The organism is Micromonospora sp. NPDC048905 (assembly GCF_040649655.1).
GTDB lineage: Bacteria > Actinomycetota > Actinomycetes > Mycobacteriales > Micromonosporaceae > Micromonospora.
Map to the genome: position 1 here is coordinate 344644 of NZ_JBEZFV010000004.1, position 20477 is coordinate 365120.

A 20477-nucleotide genomic window follows, 5' to 3' on the forward strand; every position below is an offset into this window, starting at 1 on the left:
GCATCTTCGGTACCGCGTCGGGATGAGCGGCGGCGGCGTCATCCCTGCGACGTAGGCGTGCGATGTAGCGACACCGCTCGCCAGGCGGATAGGCAGCGGCGCGGTCGGCACCGAGAATGAACCGATGACGTGGCGTGCGGTGGTGATCCGGCTGTGGTCGCACATCCGGTCCCTGGCGCGTCCGGTCGGCCAGCTGCCGCTGTTGTCGCGCCGGGGGCAGCTGTTCGACGCGCTGTTGGCGCTCGGGCTCGGTCTCCTCGCCATCCAGGCGGACAGGGGTGTCGATGACCGGCCGGCGGAGCACCGCATCGTGTTCGAGCGGGGCGAGCTCTGGCCGGGTCCGCCGGTGCCACCCGACCCGGTGTGGCCACCCTTCCTGCCGGTCGAGGACGACGGCACCGGCTGGACGGCGGCGCTGCTCATGCTCGTCGTCCTGCCGTTGCTGTTTCGCCGCCGGTAACCGCTGGGGACGCTCTGGGTGGTGCTGGCCAGCGCCGGGCTGGTCGACGACAATCCGGCCGCGCTGCGGCTGTCCTTCTTCGCCTGCGTGGTGGCCGGCTACAGCGCCGCGGTCTTCAGTCCGTACAAGATCCTGGCGTTGGCCAGCCTGCCGGCGGCCGCGATTCTGCACGCCGGGTTGCAGTCGGACGCCAGCTCGGTGTCCGACAGCGCCGTGCCGTTTCTGATCCTGCTGCCGATCGCGGTGGCGGCCGACGGGCTACGCCGGTGGAAGGAGCACGCCGACGAGGGCCGGGCGCGGATGTCGGCCATGGAGCATGAGCAGGTCGAGGCGCTGCGCCGGGCGACGGAGGTCGAACGTGCCCGGATCGCCCGGGAGCTGCACGACGTGGTGACCCACAACGTCAGCGTGATGGTGATCCAGGCCGGCGCGGCCCGCAAGGTGATGGAGTCCAGGCCCGAGGACGCCCGGGCGGCGCTGCTCGCGGTCGAAGCCGGCGGCCGGGCGGCGATGACCGAGCTGCGGCACGTGATGGGGCTGCTCACGATGGACGGCGACGTCCTGGGGCAGGAGGGCGCCGCCGACCTGGCTCCGCAGCCCGGCCTCGATGGGCTGGACGCACTGGTGCGGCGGGTGCGCGACTCGGGTGTCGAGGTCGAGCTGGTGGTGCGCGGGCAGCGGGGGCCGCTGCCGTCCGGCATCGAGCTGACCGTGTACCGACTGGTGCAGGAGGCGTTGACGAACGCCGTCAAACACGCTGCCGGCGCATCCGTGCGCGTGCTCGTCGACTATGCCGGGACGCACCTGCGGGTCGAGGTGACCGACACCGGCGGCCGAGCCGGCGTGACCGCCGGCACCGGCACCGGGCGCGGGCTGATCGGTCTGCGCGAGCGACTGGCGGTCTACGGGGGCACGGTGCAGGCGGGTCCACGACTCACCGGCGGATACCGGGTCCAGGCCCTGATCCCGGTGGACAATGCCCTGATCGACGACGTCGCGGGCGACGGCCGGGCGGGCACACCTCTGGGGGGCACGGCATGACCGCAGCGCTGCGGGTGGTGGTCGCTGACGACCAGGCGTTGGTCCGGGCCGGGTTCCGGATGATCCTGACCGCCGACGGGATCGACGTGGTCGCCGAGGCGACGACCGGGGTCGAGGCCGTCGAGGCGGTCCACCGGCACCGGCCCGACGTGGTCCTGATGGACATCCGGATGCCCGACCTGGACGGTCTCGCGGCCGCCCGCCAGATCCTCGCCGGCGTCGGCGAGGCACCGCGCATCATCATGCTCACGACATTCGACCTCGACCAGTACGTGTACGCGGCCCTCACCGCGGGAGCGAGCGGCTTCCTGCTCAAGGACGTCACCCCGGAGCATCTGGTGGGTGCGGTCCGGCTGGTCCGCACCGGTGACGCGCTGCTGGCGCCGGCGATCACCAGGCGGCTGGTGCAACGGTTCGCCCAGCGCGACACCGACCCGCCGGCCATCCACCGGGACCTGGCCGCTCTGACCCCGCGTGAGATGGAGGTGCTGGGTCTGCTGGCGCACGGCCTGAGCAACGCCGAACTCGCCGGCCGCCTGCACCTGTCGGAGGCGACAGTGAAGACGCATGTCGCCCGGATCCTGGCCAAGTTGGGCCTCCGCGACCGGGTCCAGGCCGTCGTCGTGGCGTACCGGACCGGCCTGGTCGCCCCCTGACCGTGGCCGCCCGGTCGACGCTCGATCGACCCGGTGGGACGGACACCGTCCGACTCTCGGCGGGACGCTGGGCAGGTCAACGGCACGGTTTCCTTGACACTCATCAATGTTAACGCCAACATTATGGCGCTACCTGGACGCAACACCACCGTCACGCCGCCGACACACGGGTCGCTCACGAACCGCACGGAGGACAGATGCCGCTGCCACTCCCCCGCACCGAGCCGGCGACCCACTGCGCCATCGGTCCGGCGCGCGCCGACCGCCGGGGCCGCCGACGCCGACGGTCGGTCGTGGCCGCCGTGCTGGTGCTGCTCGCCGTCTCCGCCGGACTGCCGGCCGCGGGGCCGGCGCAGGCCGCGCCGGCCGTCAACTACACCAACCCACTGGTGAACCAGCGGGCCGACCCGCACATCTTCCGGCACACCGACGGCTACTACTACCTGACCGCCACGGTGCCGCAGTACGACCGGATCGTGCTGCGACGTGCGACCACCCTGCCGGGGCTGGCGACGGCGGCGGAGACGACGATCTGGAGTCGCCACACCAGCGGAGAGATGGGCGCCCACATCTGGGCACCGGAGATCCACTTCATCAACAACAGGTGGTACATCTACTTCGCCGCGGGCCGCACCGACGACGTGTGGCGGATCCGGATGTACGCGCTGGAGAACGCCAACGCCAATCCGCTCACCGGCTCGTGGACCGAACGGGGACGGATCACGACCCCCTGGGACACCTTCAGCCTGGACGCGTCGACATTCGTCGCGAACGGGGTGCGCTATCTGACCTGGGCCCAGCAGGAACCGGGCATCTCCAACAACTCCAACGTGTACCTGGCCCGGATGGGTGCCAACCCCTGGCAGATCACGGGCACCGTGACCCGGCTGGTCGTGCCGACGTACGACTGGGAGACCCGCGGCTACCGGGTCGCCGAGGGACCGGCGGTGGTCCAACGCAACGGCCGGATCTTCCTGACCTACTCGGCCAGCGCCACGGACGCCAACTACTGCCTGGGGATGTTGAGCGCCTCCGCCACCGCGAACCTGCTCGACGCCGCCTCCTGGAGCAAGAGCCCCAACCCGGTGTTCGTCAGCAACGCGGCCACCGGCCAGTACGGCCCCGGCCACAACTCGTTCACCGTCTCCGAGGATGGGCAGAGCGACATCCTGGTCTATCACGACCGCAACTACCGCGACATCAGCGGTGATCCGCTCAACGACCCGAACCGGCGGACCCGGCTCCAGAAGGTGTACTGGAACGCCGACGGCACCCCGAACTTCGGCATTCCCGTGCCCGACGGGGCCACCCCGGTCCGGCTGCGCTCCCACGACCTGGCCACCAGCTACATCCGGCACTGGGAGTACCGGGCCCGGATCGAGCCGAACGTGACAAATCTGGCCGACTCGCAGTTCCGGATCGTCACCGGGCTCGCCGGCGGTGGATCGGTGTCGCTGGAGTCGACGAACTTCCCCGGGTACTACCTGCGCCACCGGGGCTACGCCCTGTACGTCGAGAAGAACGACGGCTCCGCCCTCTTCGGCGGCGACGCGAGCTTCCGCCGCCAGTCCGGCCTCGCCGACAGCGCCGGGATCTCTCTGGAGTCCCACAACTTCCCGGGCCGACACGTGCGCCACCGCGGCGGACTGCTCTACGTCGAGCCGGTGAGTTCGAGCGCCGACCGCGCCACGGCCACCTTCCACCTGGAATAGCCGCCCACCGGCTGCGACGACCGCGGCCGTCGACACCGTCCCGGCTCGCCCGGAGCCGATCCAGCCCAGGAGGAGCGATGCGCTTCACTCTCAGGACAAGACCGTCCGGCGGCGGATCGATCCGTCGGGGCCGGCGTACGGCCCTGGTCCTCGCCATGATCACCACGCTGGTCGGCGCGGCCGCCGCCGTCCTGGTCGGCGCACCGCCGGCGACGGCGGCGAGCATCGACACCAACGCCTCCTACGTCCTGGTCAACCGATACAGCGGCAAGGTGCTCGACGTGCGGGACACCTCGACGGCGGACGGCGCGGTGCTCCAGCAGTGGTCCCGTAACGACGGCGCGTGGCAGCAGTTCCAGTTCGTCTCCTCCGGCGGCGGTTACTACCGGCTCAAGGCCCGGCACAGCGGCAAGGTCGTCGACCTCTGGGAGTGGAACACCGCCGACGGCGCGGAGTACCGCCAGTGGTCCGACGTCAATGGCACCAACCAGCAGTTCCAGGTACTCGACTCCGACGGTGGCCACGTCCGGCTGATCAACCGTCACTCCGCCAAGGCCCTCGAGGTCTGGGAACGGTCCACGGTCGACGGCGGCCGGATCAGTCAGTACGCCGACGTCAACGGACCCAACCAGCAGTGGCAGTTGGTGCAGATGGGCGGCGGGGGTACCGGGTGTGGCAGCGGGTCGAGCAACGCCGAGGCCGTGCTGAGCGGGGGCACCTGGACATCCCGTAACGGCTCGTCGACCGTCTACTCGGGCGCGGACATGCTGTCGGCGATGCAGGCGGCGGTCAACTCGCTCTCGGCGGGTCGAACGTCGAAGCAGCGGGTGGTGGTTCGCGGCTCCGGTTCGATGAGCGCGGGGTCCCGGTTGTCGCTGCCGTCGTACACGACCCTGGCCGTGTGCGGCACGATAAACGTGACCGGGTCGGGCTCGGGCGACCAGGCGCCGGTGTACTCGCGGGGGACAACTGACGTCGAGGTGCAGAACCTCACGCTCACCGGCTCCCCGTTGTACGGGATCTTCATGCGCAACGTGAACAACCTGACCCTCGGGCAGATCGACATGCGACTCTCCGCCGGTCTGGGCGTCCGCATCGACAACCACGGTGGAGATCGAGCGGTCAAGGTGCGCAACGTCCGCATCGACACCGTGTACGTGTCCGGGACCGGCACCCACGGGGTGGAGACGTACGGCGTGGACGGTCTCACGATCGGCACGGTCACGGCCCGGAACACCCGCGACTCCGGCCTGCTGCTCAACGACACGATCAACGCCACGGTGGGCACCGTCGACGCGCAGGGCGCCGGGGCCGGCACCGGGTACGCGGCGTTCCGGATGGCCAACCGCAACGGCCGGGTGGGCAACGCGTACCCGACGAACATCCGGGTCGGCACCGTGCTCGCGTCCGGGGGTGGCCGGGGGATCTTCTGCGTGTCCGAGTCCGGCGGCGCGGTCATCGACCGGGTCACGATCTCGAACACCGGCAACAACGCGATCCTGGTGGAGAACTGCTACAACGTCGTCATCGCCGGGGTCTCCGGGACGGTGACGGGCGGCGGTGAGATACGGATCGCGGCGCGGAGCGAGTTTCCGATCTCGTCCGGCATCCGGTTCCAGAATCTGACGGTCAGCGGCACCAACATCACCCAGAGCCCCTGCGGTGGAGCGAGCAACACGATCAGCAACGTCACGCGGGTCAACTCGACTCTCACCTGGTGTTGAGCCGAGGGGGTGCGGCCGCCCGGGTTCGGACGGCCGCACTCGCCGCGCTCACCGACGGCGGCGGGCCATCCACTGCCAGATGTGGGTGCCGTTGCGGCTCGGGTCGTTGCGGGCCACGTAGATCCAGGACCAGTGGCCGGGGAACCGGTAGCCGTTCCAGACGACCTGGTCGTACAGGGTGATCAGCGATCCCGGGATGAGGTCGTGGGCGTGGATCGTGTTGGTCTCCGGTGGCACGGTGTCGTCGTCACGCGAGGTGACCAGCCAGGTCGGGGTCCGAATCGCCGCCAGTTCCGCGTCGGTGATCAGCGGCGGGCCGTCCCCGCCGAGCGGCTCGACGACGCCGCAGATCGGCACCGACGCGGCGAACAGGTCGGGATAGGTGACGGTCATCTCCAGGGACATGTAGCCGCCGTTGCTGCAACCGACCACGTAGATCCGGTCGGGGTCGACGCGCTTGCGGCGCACGAGGTCCTGGACGATCTCGCGGATCAGCGGGGCGAACCGGGGGCCGTCCTCCATCCAGTAGGAGGTGCTCTGCGGAGCCACGACGTACGCGCCGGAGAAGATCCGCTGCGCCTGGGGAGTGGCGAAGCCGAGCGCCCCGCGGTTGGCGCGCAGGGTGGTCTCGTTGTCGTAGTAGTCGTCCGGCAACGAGGCGCCCTCGCCGGCGCCGTGCAGCCAGACGATCAGCGGTCGTCGACCGTGCCCGGCCGAGTGGTCGGGTGAATACAGCCGGTACTTCATACCCGAGCCCGAGACGTGGTGGCTGAAGGCGTCCACCTCGGGGTTCGACAGCCGTCCCTGCACGAAGCGCGTGATGGTGACCGGCGAGCCGTGGCGCCGGGCGATCGGGGCGTTCTGCGTGATGGTGTAGACGAGGTCCAGCCGCACGTTACGGCCCTTGCTCAGGATGTAGCCCAGGGTGCCACCGCCGGGTTGACCTTCGGCGTGGCTCAACTCCAGCACGATGTTGCCGTGGCGGTCGAGGCGGGCCGCGGTGACCGTGCGGTCCAGGTCGTACTCGCTGAAGATCTGGTCGCCGGGAGCGATCGGGAGTGGACTCGTGGCCTTGGCGTGCACGCTGAACGTGCCGGGGGTCAGCCCGGCCGGGTCGATCGGCCCGAGTCGGCCGGTGTCGAGGGTGACCGAGGTGACCTGCTCACCACCGTCGAGCGTTGTCGCGTCGAGGGTGAAGCGCACGGTCGTGGGATGGCGGCCGCCGGCGTGGGCGGCGAGGCCGGGCACCGCCAGGCCGATGGCCGCACCGGCTCCACCGGCCAGAACAGTGCGACGAGTGACAGGCGTGGACATGCGGCCCCCGTACGTTGCGACGTCGACGTGCGTCGATGAGATCTCAACGTAACGCCGCCGAGATCCGCTGGCAACCGTCGCCGGCACGAGCGATCCGGGCATTCCACGCGTGGGTCCGGACCGTTGCGGAGGTGGAGTTCGAGCGATCGTCTCAGCGCACGGGTCCGGCGCGCAGGGGGTAGATCACGCCTGTCGCCTCCTCGGACATCGTCCACAGCTGACGTCGCGCGGCCGGGTCACCGGCGCGTCGTGGGGCCTGTTGCCGCTTCGGGGCGCCCCTGAAGCGGCCGGGACCGCCCGGCCCGTAGTACTCACCGCCGGTGACCTGTGGGTCGGTGGCGGCCCGTAGCACTGGCAACGCGCCAGCCTGAGGCGACTGGGTGAACAGCCGTCCGATCGTCGCGTTGGCCACCCGGAATCCCGGCGACGCGTCGCGAAACAGGTCGGTGCGCGCCGCGCCGGGGTGGGCCGCCAGGCTGATCGTCGAGGCGCCGGCCGCGGTGAGCTGATGGTGCAGCTCGAACGCGAAGAGCAGATTCGCGAGCTTCGAGGTGTTGTAGGCGGTGGTTGGCCGATATCCGTCGAGACTTCTCAGGTCGAGACGAGTGATGGAGCCTGCGCCTGCTGCGATGCTGCTGACGGTGACGACCCGACCGGCCGGCGATCGCTCGACCAGGTCGAGGAGCAGTCCGGTCAACGCGAAGTGGCCAAGGTGGTTGACGCCGATCTGGGACTCGAAGCCGTCCTTGGTGCGCCGGGCCGGCTGCCACCACAGACCGGCGTTGTTGATCAGAATGTCGAGTCGATCGACGCGTTCGTGGAGGTCGGTTGCCGCCTGCCGCACCGATTCGAGGCAGGCCAGGTCGAGTGAGAGCACGCTGCCCCTGCCGGGCAACTGGCGTATGGCGTCCGCGCCGCGCTCCGTGTCGCGTGCGCCGATCACGACGTGGACTCCGTGCGCGCTCAGGGCTTTCGCTGTTTCCAGGCCGATGCCGCCGGTGGCTCCGGTCACCAACGCGGTGGCGCCATCGAGGCGGGACATGTCGCGCGTGCTCCACATGACGTCTCCTATAATCGGAACGGTCGCCCCGTTTAACTATACGGAACGACCGCCCCGCTTGTCGACAGGGAGGGTTTCGTGCGCGCCGACGCTCGCCGCAATCGCCAACGCATCCTGGACACCGCCTACGTGGTCCTGGCCACCGAAGGGGCGGGCGTACCCGTCGACGACATCGCCCGGCGCGCAGGCGTCGGCGCGGGAACCATGTATCGGCACTTCCCGACAAAGGAATCGCTGATCGAGGCCGTGGTGCTCGACCGCGTCCAGGCGCTGACCGCCAAGGCCCGATCCGGTATCGACTTCACCGAGTTCTTCACCGTCATGGTCGACGCCGGCCTCGCCAACCGCGCCGTCGCCGACGCACTGTCCAGCGGCGGCTACCAGATTCCCGCCGACGCCGACGCCGCCCTCAACACCGCCTTCGCCGAACTCCTACACGAAGCGCAGCAACGCGGATCCGTACGCCCGGACATCACACCCGACGACGTCCAGTCCCTCGTCGTCGGCTGCGTCGCGACCGCACGACACCGCGGCGACGCCGACCTCGTTCAGATCGTCGTCACCGGCCTACGACCCTGACACCACCGCCCGACGGTTCGGCAGCAAGCGGGCTCCGGCGCCCGACTCGCCCGCGACGGTGCCGTCGCGGGCAGGGCCTGCGGGGTCGACCGTCCGCACTCCCATCCCTATAGTGAGTTCCATCATGGAACTCACTGCTTTCTGGCGTTGGTGGTTGGCCAGCACGACCAGCCACCTCGGTTCGGCCGTCGGCGGGCTGGCCCTGCCGATGACCGCGCTGGTCGTGCTGCACGCGTCAGCCTTCGACATGGGTCTGATCACGGCGGCCGGCTATCTCGCGTATCTCTTGATCAGCCTGCCGGCGGGGGTGATCGTGCAGCGCCTGCCGCTGCGCGGCATGCAGGTCGTCCTGGACCTGATCCGGGCCCTCGCCATCGCGTCCGTCCCCCTGGCCTGGTGGTACGACACCCTGACGGTGGCCCAACTGGTCGTGGTCGCCCTGGTCGTGAGCTTCGCCAACGTGCTGTTCGACGTGGCGAACCAGACCTTCCTGCCCGAGATCGTGCCGGCCGCGCAGTTGCAGGCGCGCAACAGTCTCAACTCCGGCACCCTCGCCGCCACCCAGTTGGGCGGGCCGTCCCTGGGCGGGCTCGTGGTGCAACTGCTGGGTGCGGTGCCGACGCTCTTCGTGGACGCCGTCAGTTATCTGGTCTCCGCCGTGCTGCTGCGCACCCTGCCGGCCCGGCGGGTGCGGCAACCGGACCAGCGGCCACCGATGGTCACGATGATCCGCGAGGGCTGGCACTACGTGCTGCGCCACCCGATCATCGGACCGGCCATGTGGGACGCCACCGCGACGAACTTCGTCAACGGCGCCATGCTGGCTCTCTTCCAGTTCTACCTGGTGCGCGAGCTGCACGCACCGCCGCTCCTGGTCGGGCTGCTGATCGCCGCCGACGGGCTCGGCACGCTCATCGGCGCCGCGCTGACCACCCGCTTCACCCGCCGGTTCGGCACCGCACGTGGTCTGATCATCGCGGCCTTCGTCGGCGTGGTCGGCGCGCTCATCATCCCGCTGGGCACCGGCACCGCCGGCTACCTCGCCTTCGCCGTCGGGAATCTCATCTTCGCCGGGTCCACGGTGGTGCTCAGCGTGACCACCCGCACGTACCGGATGCTCGCCAGCCCGCCGGAGCTGCTGTCGCGGGTGATCGCCACGGTCAAGTTCGTCTCCTGGGGTGCCATCCCCCTCGGCGGTCTGCTCGCCGGCGTCCTGGCCGGGCCGCTCGGCGCCCGCACCACCCTGCTGATCTTCGGGGCGCTCACCGTGCTCTCCCCGATCATCTATCTCTCGACGCCGATCCGCCGGATGCGTGACCTGCCGCTCGACCTCGCTCCGGCGCCCGCGGAAGCCCGGGTGTGATCCGCCCGCTCGATCATTGACGTCGATCGCCCGGGTCCAGGTCGTTCACGCGAGCCAACCACCCAGACATCGACGAAAGGTGTAGCCCGGGGATTCCCGGGGCAAGAACCCGCACATGGAGGGAACGGCAGGACGCGACGGGCATCCGCTCGGCCAGCGGCAGCGCACCGGTGAATCGCACCGGGCCGGGCTCGCGGCGCACCTGTCGACGGCCTCCGTCTGATGCGGTGGAGGCACAGCCTTCCAGCGGCGGCGTTCGGGGCCGCGGCGCTCGGGGCGACCCTGGGCGCCAACCCCGCCCACGCCGACACGCCGCTACCGTTGCCGACGAGTCTCCAGCCGGTGGAGGTCAACTCCTCGCCAGGCACCATCACGGTACGGGTGCCCGACCTCGTCGAGGTGCAGGTGTCCGTCCCCCTGCCGTTGCCGACCGCACTCCCCCTGCCCCTGCCGTCGGCAATTCCCCTGCCACTGCCGTCGGCCGTCCCTCTGCCGACCCTGCCGGCCGATCCGCTGCCGACCCTGCCGGCCGATCCGCTGCCGACGTTGTCGGGTGATCCCTCTGCCGTCGTACCGACGCGGCCGGCCCGTACGTCGTCGTCGTCTTCGCCGCAGGCCACGCCCCCACCCCCGAACTCGGCCTCCACCGAGGCACGCGCCGCCTCGCGGTCGGCGCCGGCACCGTCGACGCCCGTGCCGGCGACGGTGTTCCGCGTCGGGCACCACACCTCCGACGGCCGAACACCGGATCGGGCGCGGGTGGCGACGGCCGCGGGCATCGACGAGCCGTCCCGACCACCCGTCCGTCCGGCGTCGGGGCCACCGGCGCTCGTGCTGGCGCTCGCGTCGGCGCCCGCCGGTGTCGGCACCGGCGGTGCCGATCCGCCCACGTCGGCAGCTGAGGCGGTGCCGCCCAGCGCGCCGCTGGGTCCAGGGCGCACCGTCACCGCGGTCGACAGGCGCGCTGCCAGCCGACCGGTGGAGCGGGGTCCCCCGCCACCACAGCAACTCCTGATCACCCACTCGCGTCCACGACGTTGATCAGGAGAAGACCATGGAGATAGCCGTCATCTGGATTCCCGCCCACATCGAGCCGGCGGAGCACGCCGTCGCGACGTGTCTTGCGCACCTTCGCCGACACTCGTACCGATTCGCGGGAATCATGCGGGCATCGTGGGAGACCATCGAGCAGGCCATGATCGACGGAGAGGTGGACGTCGTCGTCATCGCCGACCGTGCCCACCTCCCGCCGGACCGGTCCCCCCGGATCGAGCTGGCCACCGCGACCGACGCCGACGGGGACCGCACGGTTTCCTACCCACCGCTCGGCTGACACCACGAAGCGCCCCGTCCGACGCGGACGGGGCGCTTCGTCGACTCTCGACCGAGCCGGAGGAGCACTCACGGGCCACGATGGAGAGCTACTGCGCCGTCGCGTCGTCGTACGGGTCCCAGTGCGCCGCGTAGCGCAGCAACGAACGGGCCAGGGCCGGGTGTGCCGCCGCCCACCTGGTGTCGAAGAGGAACCACTGGTCGAACCCGAAGAAGTCGTCGATGTATCGGGCGACCTGCGCGATGTGCGGATCCGACCGGACCAGCGACCCGACGGACGGTTGGGGGGCCAGCAGCCGCACCACCTCCGGGTGGATCGCGTGGTGTGCCGATGCCAGCTCGAGGCTGGCGGGCGACGGGTCGTACCCGGACAGCCGAACGTAGCGCTCCAGCGCCGCGCCGGCGTCCGTCTCGTCGGGCGCGACCAGGGCCCGCAACAGCTGGGCATCGTGGGGCCATCGGCGGGTGCCGGGCGCGTCGACGGCACGCAGACGAGTGGCGAGGTCCGGCAGGGTGAGCCCGGGAAAGGCGATGGCGCCAGCCAGGTCCAGGGTCCGGTCGGCGTCGTGCGAGCCCCAACCCAGACGGACCGAGAACACGGCCTCCGGCCCGGGTGGGGCGATGCGCACGGTACGGACCGGCAGCCCGTGGTCGAAGATCGCGCCCGGCGCGGCGGCGACGGCCGGCAGTGGCCAGGTGTCGTGCAGCAGGAAGGCGAGCCGGTCCGGCGACGCGACGGCGGCGGCCTCCTCGACGAAGTAGTAGGCCAGATCCACCTCGTCGTCGTCGGTACGCACGCGCAGGGCGCCCTCGCCGAGCCGGATGAACGTGCCGTCGTCGTCGCCCTCCACGTAGAGGTGCTCGTTCAGCAGCTCGCGTAGGTCGTCGAGGGTCTCCGGCAGCGGCAGGTGCCGCTCTCCCTCGAAGATCGAGTCCAGGCCGTACACGTCATCGCCCAGCTCGCTCTCGATCCAGCCCTGCGGATTGGCACGGCCCCAGCCCCGGCGGAACCAGTCGAGAATCGTCGCGTCGGGCAGGGTGACCACCCGCTTGCTGAACGGCGATTCCTCGCGCCACCGGCACACGAAGTACATGCGGCGAACCCTAGGCGAGCGGCCCGACATAAAGTCCGTGCCCGGATCTGTCCCCGTGCCAGGGCGGGACGGTCAGGCCGCGACGGCCGCCCGCACGTCGTCGTCGGCGGCGCGCAGTCGCGCAGCGGCCTCCTCGGCGGTGCAGTTCGCGAGCAGCAGCACGATTGCCGTCTTGGCGTGCCCGTGCGCCGCCGCGAGGGCCCGCGCGGCGCTGTCGAGATCCGTGTCGGCGGCCTCGGCGACGATCCGCCGCGCCCGGTCGACGAGCTTCTCGTTCGTGGCGTTCATGTCCACCATCAGATTGCCGTAGACCTTGCCGAGCCGGGCCATCGTGGCGGTCGAGAGCATGTTGCAGACGAGCTTCTCGGCGGTGCCGGCCTTGAGCCGGGTGGAGCCGGTGAGCACCTCGGGACCGGTGGGCACCTCGATGGCGACGTCGGCGTACCTGCTGATCACCGCGTCGGAGTTGCAGGCCACCGAGACTGTCGACGCGCCGAGCGCGCGGGCGTGCTCCAGCCCGCCCACCACGTACGGGGTGCGGCCGCTGGCGGCGAGCCCGACCACCGTGTCGCGGGCGGTCAGGCCGACCGCGTCGAGATCGGCGACGGCACGTTTCGGGTCGTCCTCCGCGCCCTCGACGGCGACACCGAAGGCTCGCGCTCCCCCGGCGAGCAGGCCGAGAACCCGGTCGGGCGACGTACCGAAGGTGGGTGGGATCTCGACGGCGTCGAGCATGCCGATCCGGCCGCTGGTGCCGGCACCGAGGTAGATGAGTCGCCCGCCCTGACGGAGCGACGCCACGACGACGTCGACGGCGGCCGCGATGTCCGGCACGGCCCGCCGGACCGCCTGGGCCACCGTCTGGTCCTCGTCGTTCATCGCGAGGAGCAGCTCGGTGGGGGACATCAGGTCGAGGTCGCTGGTCTTGTCGTTGCGGGTCTCGGTGCCGAGGGTGCTGAGGTCCACGGGGTTACTCGTTCCTCTCGCTGTGTTCAGTCGCCGGTCGAACGACGGGCTGCGGCTCGTCGAGCGCCGCGTCCGCAATGTGCCGTTCCGGCCGTGCCAGCCTGGTCGGCACGGTGGGGGGCGGGCCACTCCGCTCGACCCCCCGCCTCCCCGTATCCGCAGGCCGGGACCACAGCGTAGCCAGCCCGGACGCGGACTGGCAAAAAGTTTCGCGATACGCTAGACATGCGTCACTTATTGACAACCCCTGGTTGGGAGCGAGCCGTGCGTCAACTCGACCTTGTCGTGATCGTGCTGTACCTCGTGGTGATCGCCTACGTGGGACTACGCCTGTCCGGCAAACAGAAGTCCGCCAAGGACTACTTCGTGGGCGAGGGTCGACTGCCGTGGTGGACCGTCTCGTTCTCCGTCGTCGCCACCGAAACCAGCGTCCTGACCGTGATCAGCGTGCCCGGCGGCGCCTACAGCGGGCAGGGGTTCGGCAACGTCGAACTGGCCCTCGGCTACGTGATCGGTCGCGTCATCGTGGCGGCGGTGCTCATCCCGCTCTACAAGCGGGGCGGCTTCGTCAGCGCCTACCAGTACCTCGGTGAGCGGTTCGGCCTGAAACTCCAGGGTCTGGCGTCGGTCACGTTCGTCTTCACCCGCCTGCTCGCCGAGGGCGTACGGCTGTTCGCCTCGGCCATCCCCATCAAGCTGCTCCTCGACGAGTTCGGGCTGAATGTCGGCTATCAGGCGATCATCATCGTCCTGACGCTGATCACGGTGGTGTACACCTACCTCGGTGGCATCAAGGCGGTCATCTGGACCGACGCCATCCAGATGGGGCTCTACCTGGGCGGGGCGATCCTGGCCATCGGGGTGCTCAGCCACGCCGTCGGCTTCGACGGCTACTCGCAGGCGCTGGACGCCGGCAAGTTCCAGCTCTTCGACACCAACTTCACGCTCGCGCACGTGCTCACCAGCCCGTTCGCCCTGCCGACGGCGATCATCGGTGGTGCGATCTTCGCGATGGCCAGCCACGGGTCGGACCAGCTGATCGTCCAGCGCATCCTGTCCACCCGCACGCTGCGCGAAGGACAGAAGGCGATGATCTCCTCGGGCATCTTCGTGGTCATCCAGTTCGCGGCGTTCTCCCTGGTCGGCGCGCTGCTGTGGTCGTACAACAAGGGTCAGACCTTCAAGGAGCTCGGCCTGGCCAGCAGCGACAACCTCTACCCGAGCTTCATCCTGCACGCCCTGCCGGTGGGCATCTCGGGCCTGCTGGTCGCCGGCATCCTCGGCGCCGCGATGGGGTCGCTGTCCTCGGCGCTGAACTCGATGTCGAACTCCACGGTCGCGGACTTCATCCACAGCTTCTTCCGGAAGGTCCCCTCCGACGACGCGATGCTGCGGCTCGCCCGGGTGATGACCCTGGTCTGGGCGGTGCTGATGGCGGTCTTCGCCTGCGCGTTCAGCTCCAGCACCGGAAACGTCTACCTGACCGGTCTGACCATCGCCGGCTACACCTACGGGGCGCTGCTCGGCGCCTTCCTGCTCGGCCGCCTGGTCAGCCGGGCCAACCAGGTCGACGCGTTCATCGCCTTCCTCGTCACCGTGGCGGTGATGACCTACATCGTCCGCTACGTCAAGATCGACGTCACGACGGCCGGGCACACCGTCCCCACCGCCATCGCCGCGCAGTGGCTGGTGCCGATCGGCGTCCTGATCACCCTGCTGGTCGGCGCGGTGTCGAGCCGGTTCCACGCGGCCCCGGCGACGCCGTACGACCATGGACGCGCCGACGAGATCGACGACGCGGCAGAGCCCGCCGCCCGGGCCTGAAGGAGGACGTGATGCGTGTCATCGGCCTGATGTCCGGCACCTCCTACGACGGCATCGAAGCCGCCGCCGCCGAGTTCGACCTCAGCGGCGACACCCTGCGGATGCGGCCACTGGGCCGGCTCAGCCACCCGTACCCGGAGGAGCTGCGCACCCGGATCGCCGCCGCCCTACCGCCCGCGCCGACCAGCACCGAGGCGATCACGGTGTTGGACACCGGTATCGGCCAGGCCTTCGCCGAGGCCGCTGCGCGGGCGCTCGTGGAGCTGTGCGGCGGAGACGCCGACCTGGTCGTCTCGCACGGGCAGACCATGCACCACTGGGTCGACGGCGGTGTGGTCCGGGGCACCCTGCAACTGGGTCAGCCGGCCTGGATCGCGGAGGCCACCGGCCTTCCGGTCGTGGCCGACCTGCGTACCCGTGACGTCGCGGCGGGCGGCCAGGGCGCTCCCCTGGTCGCCCTCTTCGACACGCTGCTGCTGCGGGGCCTGCCCGGCGTCCCCGCCGCGCTCAACCTGGGCGGCATCGCCAACATCACCGTCGTGGCGCCGGACGCGGACCCGCTCGCGTTCGACACCGGCCCGGCCAACGCGCTCCTCGACGCCGCCGCGCGCCACTTCAGCGGCGGCACCGAGGAGTACGACCGGGACGGGCGCGGGGCGGCGGCCGGGCAGGTGGACCAGGCCCTGCTGCGGCGGCTGCTCGACGAGCCGTACTACCGGCAGCCCGGCCCGAAGAGCACCGGCAAGGAGCTGTTCCACCTGCCGTACCTGCTCGCCGCACTCGCCGACGCGCCCACGCCGGATCCGCAGGACGTCCTGGCCACGCTCACCCGGCTGACGGCGGTCACGGTGGCCGGCGCCTGCCGCGACCACGGCGTCACCCGGCTCGTCGTCTCCGGCGGCGGCGCACACAACCCGACGCTGATGCGCATGATCGCCGAGGAGCTGTCGGACGTCGACCTGTCGTCCAGCGACGACCTGGGTGTCGCGTCGGACGCCAAGGAGGCACTGGCCTTCGCGCTGCTCGGCTACCTGACCGTGCACGGGCTGCCGGGCACCCTGCCCTCGGGCACCGGCGCGCGGCACGCCTCCGTGCTCGGCAGCATCACGCCCGGCCGGCAGGCGCTGCGGCTGCCGGCGCCTGTCGACACCGCTCCGGACCGGCTGATCGTCGCCTACTGACCGCCCCTCCCGGGAGGATCCGCCCATGAGACCCGTCGTAGGAGTACCCGCGCCGACCACGGCCGGCGTCCGCGCCCGCGAGGTCGCCGAGCTGTTGCGCTCACGCCTCGATGATCCGAGCCGGGCCAGCACCGAGCTGCCCCGCAGGCTGGCGGCGGCGCACGACGCCTCGCCGTACCTGTTCGAGCCGCAGGCCGTGGTGCGCGCCGCCTCGGCGGCCGAGGTGGGGGCGCTGATGGCGGGTGCCCGGGAGGCTGGTGTCCCGCTGACCCTGCGCGGCGGCGGCACCAGCCTCGCCGGGCAGGCCGGCGGGGCGGGCGTGCTCGTCGACGTCCGGACCGACTGGCGGCACGCCGAGGTGCTCGACGACGGCCGCCGCATCCGGCTCCAGCCGGGCCTCACGATCCGGCAGGCCAACGCCCGGCTGGCCCGCTACGGCCGCCGGCTCGGCCCGGACCCGGCCAGCGAGGCCGCCTGCACGGTGGGTGGCATGGTGGCCAACAACTCCAGCGGGATGACCTGCGGCACCACCGACAACGCGTACCGCACCATGGAGTCGTTGCGCTTCGTCCTGCCCTCCGGCACCGTCGTCGACTCCGCCGCGCGCGACGCCGACGACCGGCTGCGGGCCGACGAGCCGGAGCTGTACGCCGGGCTGCTGCGCCTGCGCGACCGGGTGCGCTCGGCGCCGGACTCCCGCGCCACGATCGAGCGGCTGTTCGCCATGAAGAACACCATGGGGTACGGGCTGAACTCCCTGCTCGACCACGACAGCCCGGCCGACATGCTCGCCCACCTGATGATCGGCAGCGAGGGCACCCTGGGCTTCGTGGCCGAGGCCGTCTTCCGGACCGTCGAGATCCACAAACACGCCGCCACCGGACTGCTGATCCTGCCGGGTCTCAGCGCCGCCACCGACGCGCTGCCCGCCCTGCTCGCCGTGGGTGCGCGTACCGCCGAACTGCTCGACGCGGCCGCGTTGCGGGTCAGCCAGCGCGACCCCGACGCGAGCGCGGCCCTGCGCGGGCTGACGGTCGCCGGGCATGCCGCGCTGCTCGTGGAGTTCGCCGAGGACAGCGCGGAACGCCTGGCCGCGACCCTTGCCGAGGCCCAGCCCGTGCTCGACCGGCTGCCCGCCGTCACCGGCACCGCACTGACCCACGACCCCCGCGAACGGGCCAAGCTCTGGCACCTGCGCAAGGGCCTCTACACGGCGGTCGCCGGTGCCCGCGCGCCCGGCACCACGGCCCTGCTGGAGGACATCGCGGTGCCGATGCCGCGCCTGACCGGCACCTGCGACGGGCTGATCGACCTGTTCGACAGGCACGGCTACCCGGACGCGGTGATCTTCGGACACGCCCGCGACGGCAACCTGCACTTCATGCTGACCCAGTCCTTCGACACACCTGCCGAGATCGACCGCTACGCCCGGTTCACCGACGACATGGTCGACCTCGTGCTCGGCGAGGGGGGCACCCTCAAGGCCGAGCACGGCACCGGCCGGGCCATGGCCCCCTTCGTCCGCCGCCAGTACGGCGACGAGCTGTACGACGTGATGCGCGACCTCAAGCGGCTGTGCGACCCCAGCGGCCTGCTCAACCCCGGTGTGCTGCTCAACGACGACCCGACCGTGCACCTGCGGCAGCTCAAGGCCGTCCCGACGGTCGACCCCGAGCTGGACGCCTGCGTCGAGTGCGGCTACTGCGAGCCGGTCTGCCCCACCGCCGACGTCACCACCACGCCCCGGCAGCGCATCGTCCTGCAACGGCAGATCGCCCTCGCCACCGCCGCCGGCGACGAGGAGCGCCGCCGGGAGTTGACGGCCGACTACGCGTACGCGGCGGTGGACAGTTGCGCCGCGGACAGCCTCTGCGTCACCGCCTGCCCGGTCGGCATCGACACCGGCGCGGCGATGAAGCGGCTGCGCGCCGAACGGCACAGCCCTGCCGCCCAGCGCACCGCCCGCGGCGTCGCCCGGCACTGGAAGGGTGCCGTGACCGGTGTCCGCCTGGGGCTGACCGCCGCACACGCCGTGCCGACACCGTTGACCCGCGCCGCCACCGGGGTGATCCGTGGGCTCGGCGCCACTGAGCTGGTGCCACAGTGGAGCGACGACATGCCGCGTGCCGGCGCTCCCCGCCCCCGACCCCGCAACGCGCCGGACGCCCAGGCGGTGTTCTTCGCGGCCTGCGTGGGCAGCCTCTTCGCGCCGGAGGACGGTCCGGCTGGCGGCGCGGCGGCGGCGTTCCTGCGCCTGTGCGAGCTGGCCGGCGTGCCGGTCGTCGTGCCGGCCGGCACGGCGGGCCTGTGCTGCGGAACGCCGTGGCAGTCCAAGGGCTATCCGGCCGGTCACCGCGAGATGGCCGAGCGGACCCTCGCCACGCTGTGGGAGGCCAGCGACCAGGGCCGCCTGCCCGTCGTGTGTGACGCGTCGTCCTGCACGCACGGGCTGACGCAGCTGACCGCCGCCCTGGCCGAGGAGGACCGGGCGCGGTACGACGCCCTGCGGTTCGTCGACAGCGTCACGTTCACCGCCGAGCACCTCTTGCCAGCGCTGCCGGAACCCCGCCGGCTGGGCTCGCTGGCCCTGCACCCCACCTGCTCCACGGTGCACCTGGGCGGCAGCGACGACCTGCACACGGTGGCCCAGGCCGTCGCCGACACGGTGACCGTGCCGGACAGTTGGGGATGCTGTGCCTTCGCCGGCGACCGGGGAATGCTGCATCCCGAGGTGACCGCGAGCGCCACCGCCGCCCAGGCCGCCGAGGTCAACGAGCGCGACCACGACGCGTACGCCTCCTGCAACCGCACCTGCGAGATGGGCATGAGCCGGGCCACCGGGCAGCCGTACCGGCACGTGCTCCAGGTCCTCGTCGAGGCGGTCGAGCCGCCCGCGTAGCCGCGGTCGGGTCAGCCGCCCACGCCCCGGACCGCCTCGATGATCGTCTCGGTGACCTCGCTCGGCCGGGCCACCACCATGGCGTGCGAACCGCCGGCGACCTCACGCTGGCCCCGCGGTTGGGCGCGCTCGGCCATGAACCGGTGCGCGGCGACCGGGATGTTGTTGTCGGAGTCCCCGAACACGAACCAGCTGGGCAGCGATCGCCACGCCGGGTCGCCGGTGAGCCCGTCACCCAGCGCCTTCTCGGTGATCGGCCGCTGCGTGCGGGCCATCTGCGCGGCGACGTCGGCCGACACGTCCGCGACGAACTGCTGGTGGTAGGCGTCCTGGCCGATCGCCACCTCGTTGCCGCCGGACGAGAGCGGGTACTTCACCAGCGTGTCCGCGAGCGTGCTGCCGGGGAACTGCCCGGACAGCGACAGCCCCGACTCGCCGGTGTCCGGGGCGAACGCGTTGACGTACACGAGGGCTCGCACCAGTGGTTCGTCGGCAGCGGCCTGCGTGATCACCATGCCACCGTAGGAGTGTCCGACGAGGATGACCGGGCCGCCGATCCCGCGTACCACGTCCCGTAGGTAGGCGGCGTCGCCGGCGACCTCCCGCAGCGGGACGGCGGCGGCCACCGAGTCGTACGCGGCACCCAGCCGCTCGATCACGCCGTTCCAGCTCGCCGACTCGGCGAACGCCCCGTGGGCGAGAACGATTGTGGGCTGCGGATCAGACATAACACGCACTCCCTTACTCCGTGACGCTGTTCCACCCACGGCCGCGCCGGTGCGCCTGAATACCCGTCCCGCGAGGCCGAAACATCCGGCCCTCTCACCCGTCCGCGGGCTGCTCCTTCGTCAGGTGCAGCAGCCACCCCTCGGCCGTGCGGATGAGCGCGTACCGCCGTCGACCGGCGCGGCCGTGCAACGTGAACAGCAGTCGGCGGTCGTCGCGGTCGTGCTCCTCCCAGGTGCCGATGTCGGCGATCGACTTGTCCGCGTCCTCGTAGGTGAGGTGATCAAGGTGGTGGTCCGCCACGGCGATCGCGAGCCGGTTGGCGCGGGGACTGTCCGGCAGGCCGCGGGGCACCGCCCAGGAACGCAGCACGCCGGCCTCCTCGAGCCGCAGGTCGAAGTGCGGTCGGGGCCGGCGGTGGTGGTGCAGCACGAAGGCAGGTGGCACGCCGACAATTGTCTCCGGGTGCGACTCCGGGCAGCCTGCGAACCAGGACGGCACGTCCCGGAATGAGCACGATCAGGCGGGCGCGGCGCAGCGATCGCA

General features: G+C 71.2%; 18 protein-coding genes. 12 read left to right on the plus strand and 6 right to left on the minus strand.

What is annotated here, in order from left to right:
- Positions 1-124: 124 nt before the first annotated feature.
- The 5 genes from AB0C01_RS12925 (at position 125) to AB0C01_RS12945 (ending at position 5593) form a co-directional block, all read left to right on the plus strand.
- Positions 125-460 carry a hypothetical protein gene (locus tag AB0C01_RS12925; RefSeq protein WP_357571164.1) on the plus strand — a complete coding sequence of 112 codons (336 nt, stop codon included), beginning with the start codon at positions 125-127 and terminating at the stop codon, positions 458-460.
- 21 nt (positions 461-481) lie between these two features.
- Entirely contained in the window at positions 482-1501 is a 1020-nt protein-coding gene (locus AB0C01_RS12930; protein WP_357571166.1) for a histidine kinase, read from the plus strand.
- Complete coding sequence (locus AB0C01_RS12935) at positions 1498-2157, plus strand: response regulator transcription factor (RefSeq protein WP_357255386.1); 660 nt, start codon at positions 1498-1500, stop codon at positions 2155-2157. Before AB0C01_RS12930 ends, AB0C01_RS12935 begins: the two co-directional genes overlap by 4 nt.
- Before the next feature lie 197 nt (positions 2158-2354).
- Positions 2355-3869, plus strand: coding sequence for a family 43 glycosylhydrolase (locus tag AB0C01_RS12940; RefSeq protein WP_357571167.1), 1515 nt, complete (start codon positions 2355-2357; stop codon positions 3867-3869).
- A 155-nt stretch (positions 3870-4024) separates the two neighbouring features.
- Positions 4025-5593, plus strand: coding sequence for an RICIN domain-containing protein (locus AB0C01_RS12945; protein ID WP_357255476.1), 1569 nt, complete (start codon positions 4025-4027; stop codon positions 5591-5593).
- Positions 5594-5641: 48 nt separating this feature from the next.
- Here AB0C01_RS12945 and AB0C01_RS12950 read toward each other — a convergent pair whose 3' ends face one another.
- Together AB0C01_RS12950 and AB0C01_RS12955 are read right to left on the minus strand one after the other, a co-directional pair.
- Positions 5642-6907 (minus strand): PHB depolymerase family esterase, encoded by a 1266-nt coding sequence (locus AB0C01_RS12950; protein ID WP_357571168.1) that lies wholly within the window; start codon positions 6905-6907, stop codon positions 5642-5644.
- 151 nt (positions 6908-7058) lie between these two features.
- Complete coding sequence (locus AB0C01_RS12955; protein ID WP_357571169.1) at positions 7059-7967, minus strand: oxidoreductase; 909 nt, start codon at positions 7965-7967, stop codon at positions 7059-7061.
- Positions 7968-8045: 78 nt separating this feature from the next.
- Here AB0C01_RS12955 and AB0C01_RS12960 point away from each other — a divergent pair, with 78 nt between their 5' ends.
- The 4 genes from AB0C01_RS12960 (at position 8046) to AB0C01_RS12975 (ending at position 11242) form a co-directional block, all read left to right on the plus strand.
- Positions 8046-8546 (plus strand): helix-turn-helix domain-containing protein, encoded by a 501-nt coding sequence (locus AB0C01_RS12960; protein WP_357571170.1) that lies wholly within the window; start codon positions 8046-8048, stop codon positions 8544-8546.
- A 124-nt stretch (positions 8547-8670) separates the two neighbouring features.
- A complete protein-coding gene (locus AB0C01_RS12965; protein ID WP_357571171.1) occupies positions 8671-9909 on the plus strand; it encodes an MFS transporter in 1239 nt (412 codons plus the stop codon).
- Positions 9910-10131: 222 nt separating this feature from the next.
- The gene (locus AB0C01_RS12970; protein WP_357571172.1) at positions 10132-10950 is read left to right on the plus strand and encodes a hypothetical protein; all 819 of its coding nucleotides are present in this window, start codon (positions 10132-10134) and stop codon (positions 10948-10950) included.
- A gap of 13 nt (positions 10951-10963) precedes the next feature.
- Positions 10964-11242 (plus strand): hypothetical protein, encoded by a 279-nt coding sequence (locus tag AB0C01_RS12975; RefSeq protein WP_357255405.1) that lies wholly within the window; start codon positions 10964-10966, stop codon positions 11240-11242.
- Between the two features lie 88 nt (positions 11243-11330).
- Here the strand turns inward: AB0C01_RS12975 and AB0C01_RS12980 are convergent, their stop codons facing one another.
- A complete protein-coding gene (locus AB0C01_RS12980; RefSeq protein WP_357571173.1) occupies positions 11331-12335 on the minus strand; it encodes a hypothetical protein in 1005 nt (334 codons plus the stop codon).
- Between the two features lie 72 nt (positions 12336-12407).
- Positions 12408-13301, minus strand: a complete 894-nt coding sequence (gene murQ / locus AB0C01_RS12985) for an N-acetylmuramic acid 6-phosphate etherase (RefSeq protein WP_357255410.1) — start codon at positions 13299-13301, stop codon at positions 12408-12410.
- A 264-nt stretch (positions 13302-13565) separates the two neighbouring features.
- Here murQ and AB0C01_RS12990 point away from each other — a divergent pair, with 264 nt between their 5' ends.
- Genes AB0C01_RS12990 through AB0C01_RS13000 form a run of 3 tightly spaced genes read left to right on the plus strand, consistent with a single transcriptional unit; the run spans position 13566 to position 19205 of the window.
- Positions 13566-15125, plus strand: coding sequence for a sodium:solute symporter (locus AB0C01_RS12990; protein WP_357255411.1), 1560 nt, complete (start codon positions 13566-13568; stop codon positions 15123-15125).
- An 11-nt stretch (positions 15126-15136) separates the two neighbouring features.
- Positions 15137-16306, plus strand: coding sequence for an anhydro-N-acetylmuramic acid kinase (locus tag AB0C01_RS12995; RefSeq protein ID WP_357255413.1), 1170 nt, complete (start codon positions 15137-15139; stop codon positions 16304-16306).
- 25 nt (positions 16307-16331) lie between these two features.
- The gene (locus AB0C01_RS13000) at positions 16332-19205 is read left to right on the plus strand and encodes an FAD-binding and (Fe-S)-binding domain-containing protein (protein ID WP_357571174.1); all 2874 of its coding nucleotides are present in this window, start codon (positions 16332-16334) and stop codon (positions 19203-19205) included.
- Between the two features lie 11 nt (positions 19206-19216).
- Here AB0C01_RS13000 and AB0C01_RS13005 read toward each other — a convergent pair whose 3' ends face one another.
- Both AB0C01_RS13005 and AB0C01_RS13010 read right to left on the minus strand, forming a co-directional pair.
- The gene (locus AB0C01_RS13005; RefSeq protein ID WP_357571175.1) at positions 19217-19933 is read right to left on the minus strand and encodes an alpha/beta hydrolase; all 717 of its coding nucleotides are present in this window, start codon (positions 19931-19933) and stop codon (positions 19217-19219) included.
- Positions 19934-20027: 94 nt separating this feature from the next.
- Entirely contained in the window at positions 20028-20378 is a 351-nt protein-coding gene (locus AB0C01_RS13010; protein ID WP_357255422.1) for a DNA polymerase ligase N-terminal domain-containing protein, read from the minus strand.
- Positions 20379-20477 lie beyond the last annotated feature (99 nt).

Coding starts and splice junctions, on each gene's coding strand:
- AB0C01_RS12925 (WP_357571164.1), top strand. CDS start 125: ATGACGTGGCGTGCGGTGGTGATCCGGCTGTGGTCGCACATCCGGTCC.
- AB0C01_RS12935 (WP_357255386.1), top strand. CDS start 1,498: ATGACCGCAGCGCTGCGGGTGGTGGTCGCTGACGACCAGGCGTTGGTC.
- AB0C01_RS12940 (WP_357571167.1), top strand. CDS start 2,355: ATGCCGCTGCCACTCCCCCGCACCGAGCCGGCGACCCACTGCGCCATC.
- AB0C01_RS12945 (WP_357255476.1), top strand. CDS start 4,025: ATGATCACCACGCTGGTCGGCGCGGCCGCCGCCGTCCTGGTCGGCGCA.
- AB0C01_RS12950 (WP_357571168.1), bottom strand. CDS start 6,907: ATGTCCACGCCTGTCACTCGTCGCACTGTTCTGGCCGGTGGAGCCGGT.
- AB0C01_RS12955 (WP_357571169.1), bottom strand. CDS start 7,967: ATGTGGAGCACGCGCGACATGTCCCGCCTCGATGGCGCCACCGCGTTG.
- AB0C01_RS12965 (WP_357571171.1), top strand. CDS start 8,671: ATGGAACTCACTGCTTTCTGGCGTTGGTGGTTGGCCAGCACGACCAGC.
- AB0C01_RS12970 (WP_357571172.1), top strand. CDS start 10,132: ATGCGGTGGAGGCACAGCCTTCCAGCGGCGGCGTTCGGGGCCGCGGCG.
- AB0C01_RS12975 (WP_357255405.1), top strand. CDS start 10,964: ATGGAGATAGCCGTCATCTGGATTCCCGCCCACATCGAGCCGGCGGAG.
- AB0C01_RS12980 (WP_357571173.1), bottom strand. CDS start 12,335: ATGTACTTCGTGTGCCGGTGGCGCGAGGAATCGCCGTTCAGCAAGCGG.
- AB0C01_RS12995 (WP_357255413.1), top strand. CDS start 15,137: ATGCGTGTCATCGGCCTGATGTCCGGCACCTCCTACGACGGCATCGAA.
- AB0C01_RS13000 (WP_357571174.1), top strand. CDS start 16,332: ATGAGACCCGTCGTAGGAGTACCCGCGCCGACCACGGCCGGCGTCCGC.
- AB0C01_RS13005 (WP_357571175.1), bottom strand. CDS start 19,933: ATGTCTGATCCGCAGCCCACAATCGTTCTCGCCCACGGGGCGTTCGCC.